A 12,614-nucleotide genomic window follows, 5' to 3' on the forward strand; every position below is an offset into this window, starting at 1 on the left:
TAGGACATAGTTATGTTGCGCACGTTTTTTCTGCTTCTGACACTGGTGTCGGGATTCAGCACCCCGGTGCTGGCCGCAGATACGCCGCCCGATGTGCTGGCGCGCAGCACCACGCAGGAAGTGCTTGCCATCCTGAAGCAGGACAAGGAGATCCAGAGCGGCAACCTGAACAAGGTGTACCAGCTGGTCGAAGCCAAGATCCTGCCCAATTTCGACTTCAATCGCATGACCCAGCTGGCCGTCGGCAAGCACTGGACGCGTGCCACTGCCAACCAGAAGCAGGCGCTGGTGACCGAATTCCGCAATCTGCTGGTGCGGACGTATTCCAGCTCGCTGACGGCCTTCACCAATCAGACGGTCGAATTCAGGCCGCTGACGATGAAGCCGGACGATACCGACGTGACTGTGCATTCCGAAATCCGCCAGCCCGGCGGGCAACCGATTCCCATCGATTACAGCATGTACAAGACCAGCTTCGGCTGGAAAGTCTACGATGTGTCGATCGACGGCGTCAGTCTGGTCACCAATTACCGCGCTTCCTTTGCCAGCACCATCCGTCAGAGCGGGATCGATGGCCTGATCAAGACCCTGGCCGACAAGTCCGCACGCAGCGCGCCCCAGCCGGCGCCGCGTTCCGGCTCGTGATCGCATGCGACGACACATGCTGTCGCATCGCCGGTGCGGTGACGGTCGACAGTGTGGGCGGCCTGCTGCGCGAATTGCAGCCCCAGCTTGCGCGCGGGGTTGAAACCCTGGATTTCAGCGAGGTCGAGGCGGTCGATCTGGCTGCGCTCGCGCTCATGTTCAGCGCCATGCGGCAGGCCCGCCAGGCGAACCGTACGCTGACCTGCACCGGCCTGCCGTCCAGTTTCACCACTTTGGCGGAGCTGTACGGCGTATCGGATCTGCTGCCGACATGAGCCAGGCGACACCCGCCATCCACGTCGACGATCTGCGCAAGCGTTTCCGCACCACCCAGGCCTTGGACGGCGTGTCGCTCGACATCCAGCCAGGCGAGTTTTTCGGCCTGCTGGGGCCCAACGGCGCCGGCAAGACGACGCTGATATCCATCCTCGCCGGGCTCACCCGTGCCGATTCCGGGCAGGCTGCCATCATGGGCCACGACGTGGTGCGCGATTATCGCCAGGCGCGCCGTGCGCTCGGGGTGGTGCCGCAGGAACTGGTCTACGATCCCTTCTTCAATGTGCGCGAGACCCTGCGCATCCAGTCCGGCTACTTCGGACTCAAGCACAATGACGGCTGGATCGACGAGATCATGCATCACCTCGATCTAGCCCAGCATGCCGACAAGAACACGCAAAGCCTGTCGGGTGGCATGAAGCGACGGCTGCTGGTGGCGCAGGCGCTGGTACACAAGCCGCCGGTCATCGTGCTCGACGAGCCGACCGCCGGGGTCGACGTCGACCTGCGCCGCTCCCTCTGGGAATTCGTCAGCCGCCTCAACCGCGAAGGGCATACCATCCTCCTGACCACGCATTACCTGGAAGAAGCCGAGGCGCTGTGCGGCCGTATTGCGATGCTGAAGAGCGGCCGNGTCGTCGCCTGCGATACCACGCGCAACCTGCTGCAATTGACCAACGAGCATTGCGCGCAACTGCGGCTGGACAGGGACGACGTGCCGGTCGCGTGGCAGGATCGCCTGCTGCGCGATGCGGAGGGCGGCTGGCGCATCAATTTCAGCGAGTACCGTGAACTGGAAACCTTGCTGACCGACCTGCGCGGCGCAGGGGTGCGCGTGACCGAAATGCACTTGCAGGAACCGGATCTGGAGGATGTCTTCACGGACATCATGAAGCGCACATGAGCGGATTCTCGGCGCTGTTTTACAAGGAACTGCTGCGCTTCTGGAAAGTGGTGGTGCAGACCGTGGTCGCCCCGGTGGTGACGGCGCTGCTGTATCTCCTGATCTTCTCGCATGTTCTTGAAGCGCACGTCGAGGTCTATCCCGGCGTGTCGTACACCAGCTTCCTGGTGCCGGGGCTGGTCATGATGAGCATGCTGCAGAATGCCTTCTCCAACAGCTCGTCCAGCCTCATCCAGTCAAAGATGCAGGGCAATATCGTGTTCGTGCTGCCGCCGCCGCTGTCCTACTTGAGTTCTTCCTTGCCTACCTCGGCGCGGCGATCCTGCGTGGGCTGATCGTCGGGCTCGGCGTATGGGCGGTGACACTGTGGTATGCGCCATTTCAACTGCCGCATCCAGTTTGGCTGTTGGCGTACGCGCTGCTGGCCTGTGCCATCATGGCTGCGGTCGGCATCGTGGCGGGTATCTGGGCGGAGAAATACGACCAGCTGGCGGCGTTCCAGAATTTCCTCATCCTGCCGCTCACTTTCCTGTCCGGCGTGTTCTATTCGATCCACTCGCTGCCGCCCTTCTGGCAGGCGGTGTCGCGCGTGAATCCCGTGTTCTACTTGATCGACGGCTTCCGCTATGCGTTTGTCGGCCAATCCGACACCGATCCCGGGCTCGGTCTGCTGGTCGCCGGGGCCTGCTTTGTGGCAATATCCGCCCTCACTCTGATGCTGCTGAAGAGCGGCTACAAACTCAGACATTAGTATTGCGAAAGACGAGGCAAGACAAGCATGGTTACTCCCGACGACATCAAAGGCTGGATCACCGAGAAACTGCCGTGCGATCACATCGAACTGGACGGCGACGGCCAGCATTTCCAGGCGGTGATCGTCAGTCCGGCCTTCAGCGGCAAGAACATGATCCAGCAGCACCGGCTGGTCTATGATGCGCTGGGTACCCGCATGCACGCGCAGATCCACGCGCTGTCGATGAAGACCTACACCCCCGAAGACTGGGCCGCCCGCTGAATGGATGCGCTGCTGATTCACGGCGGCAACCCGCTTGCCGGTGAGGTGCGCATTTCCGGCGCCAAGAATGCCGCGCTGCCGATTCTGACGGCGAGTTTGCTGACCGCCGACCCCTTGCGGCTCGGCAACGTGCCGCATCTCAAGGACATCAGCACCATGCTGGCGCTGCTCGGCCACATGGGCGTGCGCGTCACCCTGGACGACAAGAACCACGTCACCCTGTCCGGCGAATCGATCCCGCACAAGGAAGCGCCCTATGAAATGGTGAAGACCATGCGTGCCGCGATCCTGGTGCTGGGACCGACGCTGGCACGCTTCGGCGAGGCACGCGTCTCATTGCCTGGCGGCTGCGCCATCGGTTCGCGACCGGTCGACCTGCACATCAAGGGCCTGCAGGCGATGGGCGCCGACATCAACATCGAGCACGGCTACATCCATGCTCGCTGCAAACGCCTGCAGGGTGCGCGCATCGTGATGGACCTGGTCACCGTGACCGGCACCGAGAACCTGATGATGGCCGCCGCGCTGGCCAAGGGCACGACCGTACTGGAAAACGCTGCGCGCGAACCCGAAGTGGTCGACCTCGCACGGTGTCTGGTCGCGATGGGCGCCAGGATCGAAGGCGCCGGCAGCGATGTCATCACCATCCATGGCGTCGACGCGCTGCACGGTGCCGAGTATGCCGTCATGGCCGACCGCATCGAGACCGGCACTTTCCTGGTGGCCGCCGCGATGACGGGTGGGCGCGTGCGCNNCACACACGCCCAGCCCGATACGCTGGAAGCGGTGATAAGCAAGTTGCGCGAGGCCGGGGCTCAGGTAAGCGTCGGCGAGGACTGGATCGAAATCGACTCCGATGGCAAGCTGAAGGCAGTTGACGTGCGTACCGCGCCGCACCCGGCCTTTCCCACCGACATGCAGGCGCAGTTCATGGCGATGAATGCCGTCTCCGACGGCGCAGCCAGCGTCACCGAAACCATTTTCGAGAACCGCTTCATGCACGTGCAGGAATTGCGCCGCCTGGGTGCCAACATCGAGGTATCCGGCCACACGGCGCTGGTGCGTGGCGTGCCGCGGCTCGATGGCGCCATCGTGATGGCGACCGACCTGCGCGCCTCGGCCTGCCTGGTGCTGGCCGGGCTGGTGGCGGCGGGCGAGACCACGATCGAGCGCATCTATCACCTTGACCGCGGCTACGAACGTATCGAGGAAAAACTGACGCAACTGGGCGCGCGTATCAAGCGGGTGCACTGAATTGACATCCCCAAGCCCGTTCGGGCTGAGCTTGTCGAAGCCCATGTGCCCAGTAATATGAACCTTGCAGGCAAGCCCTTCGATCGTTCGACAGGCTCACGATCAGGGCGAACGGCGAATAACGGCGAATAATTGAAGCGTCCTGAAGACGAAGACTCCAATATGAGCAACTCCGGCATCACGCTGGCCCTGTCCAAAGGCCGCATCTTCGAAGAAACGCTGCCACTGCTGGCCGCGGCGGGCATTACGCCGACCGAGAACCCCGAGTCCTCGCGCAAGCTCATCATCGGCACCAACCGTGCCGACGTGCGGCTCATCATCGTGCGCGCGAGCGATGTGCCGACCTATGTGCAATACGGTGCTGCTGATCTCGGTATCGCCGGCAAGGATGTGCTGAACGAGCATGGCGGAAACGGTCTTTATCAGCCGCTGGACCTGCAGATCGCACGCTGCCGCATGATGGTCGCGGTACGCGAGGGTTACGATTACACCGGGACGGTGAAGCAGGGCGCGCGCATCCGCGTTGCGACCAAGTACGTCTGCGCAGCACGCGACCATTTCGCCAGCAAGGGCGTGCACATCGATCTCATCAAGCTGTATGGATCGATGGAGCTGGCGCCGCTGGTCGGGCTATCGGACGTCATCGTCGACCTCGTCTCCACCGGCGGCACGCTCAAGGCCAACGGGCTGGTTGCGGTCGAGCACATCAGCGACATCAGTTCGCGCCTGGTGGTGAACCAGGCCGCGCTCAAGCTCAAGCGGGCCCTGATTCAGCCGGTGATCGATGCGTTCGCTTCGGCTGTCGCCGCCGACAGCGCGCGTTAAGGCGTTCTGCACGCCGTGACGATCGAGCCCCGGCGCATGGCAGGGAATTAGCATGTGCGGGATCGCAGGCGTCGTTTCAGCCAACCCGATCGAGGCAGCTCTGCTTGACGACATGGCGCGGCGACTCGCCCATCGCGGACCGGACGGGCAGGGTAGGCATGTGGCGGGCAATGTCGGCCTGTTGCATACGCGGCTAGCCATCATCGATCTGGAGGGCGGCGCGCAGCCGCTCTACAACGAGGACCGCAGCCTCGTCCTGGTCGCCAACGGCGAGATCTACAACTACCGCGAACTGCGTTCCGAGCTGGAAACGCTCGGCCACCGCTTCGCCACGCATTCCGACTGCGAAACCATCCTGCACGGCTACGAGGCCTGGGGGATCGCTTTCCTCGACCGCCTGCAGGGCATGTTTGCCTTTGCGCTCCACGATGTGCAGCGTGGAGAACTGATCCTGGCGCGCGACCGGCTGGGCATCAAGCCGCTTTACTACTGCCGCGATAGCCGAGGGCTGGCGTTTGCCTCCGAGGTCAAGGCGCTACTGCCCTGGTTGGGGAAGCCCGAGGTCGATCCTCAGGGTCTTGCCCAACTCCTGCAGTCCAATTTCACCTGCGCGCCACGGACGCTGCTGCAGGGCGTGGCGAAATTGCCGCCCGCGCATCTGGCCCGGATCGATACCCGTACCCTGGGGATCGAATTGCATGCCTACTGGTCGCCGTTGCAGGTCACCCCGCTCGATCTTGGCTTGAACGACGCGCTGGAGCATTTCGACGTCTTGATGCAGGACGTGATGGACATCCATATGCGTGCCGACGTCCCGCTGGGCCTGTTCCTCTCCGGNGGCGTCGATTCTTCCTTGCTGGCCGCCATGCTGGCGCAGCGGATGGCTGAGCCCCTGCGTACGTTTTCGGTGGGCTTCCCGGGCAGTTCGGTGCACAACGAGCTTGACGCGGCACAGCGTGTCGCCGAGCAGTTCCATACCCGCCACAGCGTATTCGAGGTCAGCGCCGACGACATGCTGAACTGCCTGCCGCGCAGCGTCTGGGCGGCCGACGACCTCACTGCGGACTATGCCAATTTGCCGGTGTCGATGCTGGCCGAACAGGCCGGCGCAGAATTGAAAGTGGTGTTTTCCGGCGAAGGCGGGGACGAAGTGTTCGCCGGCTACGGGCGTTATCGTTCACCCTGGATCAAGCGAGCCTGGGCGGCGATGCGCGTTCCCGGCAGCGGTGGCTTCCGCAGCAAGGGCGTCTTCGACGGCACCCGCGCCGCATTGTTCAGCCCGCGGCTGGCCGAAGCCCTGCCCGGCTGGCGGCAACCCTTCCAGCAGGCGTGGCAGCGCACTCCGCGGCAGTGGACACGGCTACAGCGCATGCAATGCGTGGATCTGGAAACCTGGCTGCCGGACGACTTGTTGACCAAGGCCGACCGCATGCTGATGGCCTGGGGCATCGAAGGCCGGGTGCCGTTCCTCGACCACCGGGTGGTCGAATTCGGCCTGGCACTGCCGGACGCTTACAAGATCGAGGGACGCACCGGCAAGCGCTTCCTGCGGCTGTGGGGCGAGCGCTATCTGCCACGCGAGCATCTATGGGCGCGCAAGAAAGGCTTTACCGTGCCGGTAAACGACTGGCTGCGCGGCGAACGGCTGCAGACGCTGCTCAAAGTCCTGCCGGACGCAGACGGGATCCGTACCTGGTTCGACTCGTCCGAGGTCCGCAAGCTGCTGCGTGCACAACAGCAGGGTGGCCGGCATGGCAGTGCGATATGGACGCTGCTCAGCTTTGCCGTCTGGCACCGCATCTTCGTCGAAGGTGAGGGAGAAAAACCCGCCGACCAGTCGGATCCGCTGGCTTTCATTGCATGAAAGTCCGGAGTCGTGCGTTACTATCCACCCTGCCGGATGCACGGTGCATCCGTCGATAAAGTCTAGCGATGAAATCCTTGTTCCGCCCCGCAACGTGGCCGCCCGTCGTCCTTGCCTGGTCGTTTCTCCTGCTGCTGCCGTTCGGCCGCTCGTCCGAGTTGCCCGTGTTCATCATGGCCATCCTGGGTGGCATCCTGATCTGGCGGCATGGCAAGCAGGTCGTGTGNGAAGGCGGTGCCAGGACCTTCAGCCTGCTGTTCCTGTGCATCTGGATTCCCATGGCGCTGTCGGTGCCGGATTCCATCTGGTTCTCTAAATCGCTCAGTACCGCACTCACCTACCCGCGTATTTACTTTGCCGGCATCTATCTGATCTGGATGCTGCACGAAAACCTCGCGCGCCAGCGCCTGCTCAAGCTGTCGGCGTGGCTGATGCTTTTCTGGACCCTGGATGCCCTGATCCAGGCCGCAGTCGGCTACGACCTGCTTGGCTATGCCTACCCCGAACGGCTGAATGGCTTGTATGGCCCGCACGACTGGAAGCTCGGCCTGACGCTTGCCATGCTGTCGCCCATCGTGTGGGAATACGTTTCCCGTCATGGCGCCAAATGGCAACTGGCCTTGGCCTGGCTCGGCACCGCAACGGTCGTCCTGCTCGCCAGCAACCGCGAAAGCTGGATCGTCTTCGCCATCGCCACCCTGATGTGGAGTTGGGTGTACGCCAGGCGGCTGGGTTTTCATCCGGCCCGGCTATGGGTTCCCATTATGCTGATCGCAGTCGTGGCGGGGTTTGGAACCTATCAGGTCAACCCCAAGTTTGCCCAGCGCATGAACCAGTCCATTGAAGCAATGGACCTCAGTTACGAGGGTCTGGATGCGGCCAGTTCACTGCGCCTGCATTTGTGGCGCAACGCACTCACGGTGCTGGAGCATTATCCGGTTAATGGTGCGGGCGTTCGCTCGTATCGCTACGCCTATCCCCAATTTGCCGAAGCNGGGGATCCTTTTCTTAGTCTTGACGGGACGGGGCAGATCTATGCCCATCAGCTTCTGCTGGAAGTGGGATCGGAGACCGGTATCATTGGCTTGGTAGGCTTGCTGTTGTTTTTCGTNGTTTTTATTCTAGCTGGGCGAGAAATATCGCATTATCCACTGGCTTGGGTTGCTTGGCTCGGGGCGTTCACCTGGCTATTTCCCATCAATACGCATACTGCGCTTTATTCAGCGTACTGGTCATTATTGATGGGGTGGTTAATTGCAGTTTCGTTTGCGCGTGCACGTTATCCTGCAAATGAGTACTAATTTAGATCGTTGAATTCGGTTTTACTAGATGCTGAGCTTTGAACATTCGGCTCAATAACGGTAATAACCAGTTCGATTCGAAGATTGCTTCGGGAGACAATCGATGGCTATAGATAGAAACGCAAAAATTTATGTTGCGGGACATCGTGGTTTGGTGGGGTCGGCCATCAAGCGGCGTCTCGAAAAAGGAGGCTACACCAATGTTATTGGCCGTACACACAAAGAATTGGATTTATTGAACCAACAAGCAACTAACAAATTCTTTGACCAAGAACGTCCTGAGTACATATTTCTGGCAGCAGCTAAAGTGGGTGGAATTAACGCCAACAATACTTACCCGGCTGACTTCATTTATCAAAATCTTCAAGTACAAAATAATGTTATCCACGCAGCGTACCAATGCGGAGCCAAGTGGATGTGTTTTCTAGGTTCAAGTTGTATTTACCCACGCGAATGTGCGCAACCAATTAAAGAAGATTATCTACTCACCGGTCCTCTTGAGCCGACCAATGAACCTTATGCAGTTGCCAAAATTATGGGCATTGAGTTGTGCAATTTGTATAACAGTGGCCTAGGGACACGTTTTGTCAGTGTTATGCCAACGAACTTGTATGGCCCAAATGATAATTACGATTTGGCAAATAGCCATGTATTGCCCGCATTGATTCGTAAAGCGCATGAAGCAAAGCAGAAGGGTGATAGCGAGTATGCGGTTTGGGGAACAGGCAACCCCATGCGTGAGTTCTTGTATGTGGATGATATGGCCGACGCATGTGTTTTTCTTATGGAGAACAATATTAACGAAGGCATATTCAATATAGGTTCGGGACAAGATGTCACTATTCGTGAACTTGCGGAAACCGTCATGGAGGTTGTCGGCTTTAAGGGTAAAATTATTTTTGATAGTAGTAAACCCGATGGTACCCCACGCAAGCTTCTTGATGTTTCTCGTATGGCGGGCCTTGGTTGGAAAGCTAAAACTTCACTGCGTGAAGGCATAGACTTAACTTATCAAGACTTCCTTAAACAATCTATATACTGATCTAAAGAGTTACATCATTGAATATTGTTGCCCTCATCACCGGCGTCACTGGCCAGGACGGCGCCTACCTCGCCGAATTCCTGCTGGGGAAGGGCTACGAAGTCCACGGCATCAAGCGCCGCACCTCGCTGTTCAACACCGACCGCATCGACCATCTCTATCAGGATCCGCACGAAAAAGGGCGTCGCTTCATCCTGCACCACGGCGATCTCACCGACAGTTCCAGCCTCATCCGCATCATCCAGCAGGTGCAGCCCGACGAGATCTATAACCTCGCTGCGCAAAGCCACGTGGCCGTCAGCTTCGAGGAACCCGAATACACCGCCAACTCCGACGCCCTCGGCGCCCTGCGCATCCTCGAAGCCATCCGCATCCTCGGCCTGGAAAAGAAAACCCGCTTCTACCAGGCCAGCACCAGCGAACTCTTCGGCCTGGTCCAGGAAATCCCGCAGAAGGAAACCACTCCCTTCTACCCCAGGAGCCCCTACGCCTGCGCCAAGCTCTACGCCTACTGGATCACCGTCAACTATCGCGAAGCCTACGGCATGTATGCCTGCAACGGCATCCTGTTCAACCACGAATCCCCCATTCGCGGCGAGACCTTCGTCACCCGCAAGATCACCCGTGCGCTCGCCCGGATCAAGCTCGGCCTGCAGGATTGTCTGTTCCTCGGCAACATGGACGCCAAGCGCGACTGGGGTCATGCCAAGGACTACGTCGAAATGCAGTGGCTCATGCTGCAGCAGGACCACGCCGAAGACTTCGTCATCGCCACCGGCGTGCAGTACTCGGTGCGGGACTTCGTCAACGCGGCAGCCAAAGAGCTCGGCATGGACATCCGTTGGGCAGGGCAGGGCGTCGACGAGAAGGGTTATGACGCCCACGGCAAATGCATCGTCGCCGTCGATCCGCGCTACTTCCGTCCCACCGAAGTCGAAACCTTGCTGGGCGACCCCAGCAAGGCCAAGGAGAAACTCGGCTGGACACCGAGGATTACGTTCGACGAGCTGGTTGCCGAGATGGTCAGAGAAGACCTCAAGGCCGCAGAGCGCGACGAACTGGTGAAGAAGCACGGCTACAAGGCCATGGATTACCATGAATAGCCCGCGCTGATGGAGAGCGTCAAAAGGGCTCTTGTGGTCTCAATCTCTGCTCGTGCTTGGGTGGCCTTGTTGGGGATTGTCGTTGTCCCACTCTATGTCCGGCTTCTCGGGGTGGAGGCTTACGGGCTAGTCGGNTTTTTCGCCAGCATTCAGGCATTTACAACCTTTCTGGACCTCGGCCTTGGCGCCACGTTGATCCGTGAACTGGCCCGATTAGGCAATAGCACGGATGGAAGAAGGCATGCGCGCGATATCACGCGCACCTTTGAAACGACCTATCTTTTTGTGGCGGTCCTGATTGGGGTGATGCTNGTTTTTCTGGGTCCGCTCCTAGCTCACTACTGGATAAAACTCGATACCGTGGAACCGGCCCAGGCGAGTCGCGCACTGGTTCTNTGGGGGCTAGCGCTCGCCTTGCAATGGCCAGCGGGTCTGTATGGTTCCGGAATGGCCGGTCTTCACAAACAGACCCAGCTGGGCTTCGCCAGCAGTCTCCTTGCCACGATTCGCATAGCGCTGACCGTAGGGGTGCTAACACTGGGAACCCCGACGCTTGAGGCCTTCTTCTGGTCGCAAGTGGCGGGCGCGTTGCTTCAGTCGTGGGGCATGCGTTCCTTGCTGTGGCGGAATCTGGGCCTGCCTGGGCACACACCACGCATTCGGTTCTCCATTCTCAGGGGAACCATGGGTTTCGCGGGAGGAATGACAGGTATCACCCTGACCAGTATTGCCTTGACCCAGATGGACAAGCTGGTGCTGAGCCATACCTTGGCGATGAAGGATTTCGGGATCTACGTGCTGTCCGGCACCTTGGCAGCAGGCTTGTATATGGTGATAAGCCCGCTNTTTTCCTTGATGTATCCGCGATTTTCTGCCTTGCTTCACGCAGACAACGAACAGGCAGTGGCCGAGTATTACCATCTGAGTAGCCAGGTAATGGCTGTTCTTGTGGTTCCTGCTGCCGTTGTCGTGGCACTCTTCTCAAGACAAATTTTTATNGTTTGGACAGGAAATATGGTGATCAGTGAGCAGGGGGCCTGGGTGTTATCCCTGCTTGTCTTGGGTAATGCATGCAACGGCATCATGAATATACCCTTCGCATTGCAGTTGGCTTCAGGCTGGACAAGTTTGTCTTTCTGGATCAACGTTGCGGCCATTTTGTTTCTGGCGCCAGCCACNGTGGTACTTGCTTCAAAATATGGCCCGATTGGCGGCGCGGCGGTCTGGTGTGGGTTGAATGCAGGATATGTATTTGTCACGCCTCAATTCATACACAAACGTTTGCTACGAACAGAGAAGATGGCTTGGCTGAAGCGGGATGTGTTAGCACCGATCCTAGTAGTTTTCCTGGTAGTCGGGCTGCTCAGGGATATTGATTTGGCTGGTTTCTCAAGACCCGGGACGGCTATGATTATTATGCTNGTTCTGGGGATTGCGGCACTTTCAGTGCTATTGGTCTTACCAATGGCCCGTGCACGAGTTATGACATCCATGGGAACAATAATTACACGATGGAGAATGGGTTCCAGTAGGGTGTGACGAGAGCTGTGGGTTTTATCATTAGCTGGTCTTGATCGGAATTGAGGCTGGGCGTTCATAGGGTGAAAGATGTTAGAGGTTCTGCAAACGAAGAATCAAATTAGTGAGGCGCGTCGTGTAATGGCGCGGCGTGGCCTGTCAACATTAGAGGGCGCGGTCTCGAAATTTCTCAGGCGGTTTGGGTTGAACTCAGGACTCTTGGTNGGGGATTACATCAAAAGCTGGGATGTGTTGCAGACTTTGGGTTTTATCGAGTCTCATCTATCCCGTGATGCCGCCATACTGGATTTGGGTGCCTTCTGTTCGGAGGTTCCAGTGGCCTTGGGGCGCATGGGCTACGCCCAGGTCCACGGGATCGATTTGAATCCCGCGCTGAAGTCCATGCCGGATGCAGACAAAATCAAGTATGACATCGGTAATTTCATGAGCACTCCCTATCCGGATGCCTCGTTCGATGCCATTACCGCCATTTCGGTAATCGAACATGGATACGAGCCAGAGCGGCTCTACTCCGAAATTTCCCGCCTTTTACGGCCAGGCGGCTATTTCATCGCCTCGTTCGATTACTGGCCGGATAAGATTGACATTGGCACTACCACATTCTTTGACATGTCTTGGCTGATCTTCTCGCAAGGGGATGTGGAGGAGATGCTCAAGATGGCGAGTCGGCACGGTCTGCAGCCAGTCGGGGGCCTTCAGCCCGCGGCGAAAGAGCAGGCCGTCCACTGCATTGGCTACGATTACACCTTTGCTTGGCTGGCTTTGCAGAAGACTTGACAGCATGCGAGTCTTGTTGGTTGCGGGAGCTTTCCCGCCTTTACATTGTGGGATAGGCGATTACACGGC

General features: G+C 59.0%; 12 protein-coding genes and 1 pseudogene. All 13 read left to right on the forward strand.

Annotated features, from left to right (window positions below; all coding sequences use genetic code 11):
* The first annotated feature begins 12 nt into the window (after positions 1 to 12).
* The gene (locus HZY77_RS17145; protein ID WP_296817460.1) at positions 13 to 645 is read left to right on the forward strand and encodes an ABC transporter substrate-binding protein; all 633 of its coding nucleotides are present in this window, start codon (positions 13 to 15) and stop codon (positions 643 to 645) included.
* Positions 642 to 920 (forward strand): STAS domain-containing protein, encoded by a 279-nt coding sequence (locus HZY77_RS17150; RefSeq protein ID WP_296817462.1) that lies wholly within the window; start codon positions 642 to 644, stop codon positions 918 to 920. The genes HZY77_RS17145 and HZY77_RS17150 overlap by 4 nt, the downstream gene beginning before the upstream one ends.
* Entirely contained in the window at positions 917 to 1,825 is a 909-nt protein-coding gene (locus tag HZY77_RS17155) for an ABC transporter ATP-binding protein (protein ID WP_296817463.1), read from the forward strand. Before HZY77_RS17150 ends, HZY77_RS17155 begins: the two co-directional genes overlap by 4 nt.
* A pseudogene (locus HZY77_RS17160) lies at positions 1,822 to 2,576 on the forward strand (ABC transporter permease). The gene HZY77_RS17155 and the pseudogene HZY77_RS17160 overlap by 4 nt, the downstream one beginning before the upstream one ends.
* A gap of 27 nt (positions 2,577 to 2,603) precedes the next feature.
* Positions 2,604 to 2,840 (forward strand): BolA/IbaG family iron-sulfur metabolism protein, encoded by a 237-nt coding sequence (locus HZY77_RS17165; protein ID WP_296633516.1) that lies wholly within the window; start codon positions 2,604 to 2,606, stop codon positions 2,838 to 2,840.
* On the forward strand, positions 2,841 to 4,094 hold the full coding sequence (murA, locus tag HZY77_RS17170; RefSeq protein ID WP_296817464.1) for a UDP-N-acetylglucosamine 1-carboxyvinyltransferase: 1,254 nt from the start codon (positions 2,841 to 2,843) through the stop codon (positions 4,092 to 4,094). It begins immediately after the preceding gene.
* A gap of 162 nt (positions 4,095 to 4,256) precedes the next feature.
* A complete protein-coding gene (gene hisG / locus HZY77_RS17175; RefSeq protein ID WP_296765283.1) occupies positions 4,257 to 4,919 on the forward strand; it encodes an ATP phosphoribosyltransferase in 663 nt (220 codons plus the stop codon).
* A gap of 52 nt (positions 4,920 to 4,971) precedes the next feature.
* On the forward strand, positions 4,972 to 6,783 hold the full coding sequence (gene asnB / locus HZY77_RS17180; protein ID WP_296817466.1) for an asparagine synthase (glutamine-hydrolyzing): 1,812 nt from the start codon (positions 4,972 to 4,974) through the stop codon (positions 6,781 to 6,783).
* 173 nt (positions 6,784 to 6,956) lie between these two features.
* Positions 6,957 to 8,084 carry an O-antigen ligase family protein gene (locus HZY77_RS17185; protein ID WP_296820947.1) on the forward strand — a complete coding sequence of 376 codons (1,128 nt, stop codon included), beginning with the start codon at positions 6,957 to 6,959 and terminating at the stop codon, positions 8,082 to 8,084.
* 109 nt (positions 8,085 to 8,193) lie between these two features.
* A complete protein-coding gene (locus HZY77_RS17190) occupies positions 8,194 to 9,126 on the forward strand; it encodes a GDP-L-fucose synthase (RefSeq protein WP_296820948.1) in 933 nt (310 codons plus the stop codon).
* Positions 9,127 to 9,143: 17 nt separating this feature from the next.
* Complete coding sequence (gene gmd / locus HZY77_RS17195) at positions 9,144 to 10,229, forward strand: GDP-mannose 4,6-dehydratase (RefSeq protein WP_296817467.1); 1,086 nt, start codon at positions 9,144 to 9,146, stop codon at positions 10,227 to 10,229.
* A gap of 9 nt (positions 10,230 to 10,238) precedes the next feature.
* A complete protein-coding gene (locus HZY77_RS17200) occupies positions 10,239 to 11,768 on the forward strand; it encodes an oligosaccharide flippase family protein (protein WP_296817469.1) in 1,530 nt (509 codons plus the stop codon).
* A gap of 69 nt (positions 11,769 to 11,837) precedes the next feature.
* Positions 11,838 to 12,545: a methyltransferase domain-containing protein gene (locus HZY77_RS17205; protein WP_296817471.1), complete on the forward strand. Its 708-nt coding sequence runs from the start codon at positions 11,838 to 11,840 to the stop codon at positions 12,543 to 12,545.
* Positions 12,546 to 12,614: the final 69 nt, after the last annotated feature.

Origin of the sequence: Thiobacillus sp., from assembly GCF_013693775.1 — a bacterium.
Classification (GTDB): domain Bacteria; phylum Pseudomonadota; class Gammaproteobacteria; order Burkholderiales; family Thiobacillaceae; genus Thiobacillus.

What these genes read in the sequence shown, in the direction of transcription:
- HZY77_RS17145 (WP_296817460.1), top strand. Translation starts at nt 13, where the DNA reads ATGTTGCGCACGTTTTTTCTGCTTCTGACACTGGTGTCGGGATTCAGC.
- HZY77_RS17165 (WP_296633516.1), top strand. Translation starts at nt 2,604, where the DNA reads ATGGTTACTCCCGACGACATCAAAGGCTGGATCACCGAGAAACTGCCG.
- hisG (WP_296765283.1), top strand. Translation starts at nt 4,257, where the DNA reads ATGAGCAACTCCGGCATCACGCTGGCCCTGTCCAAAGGCCGCATCTTC.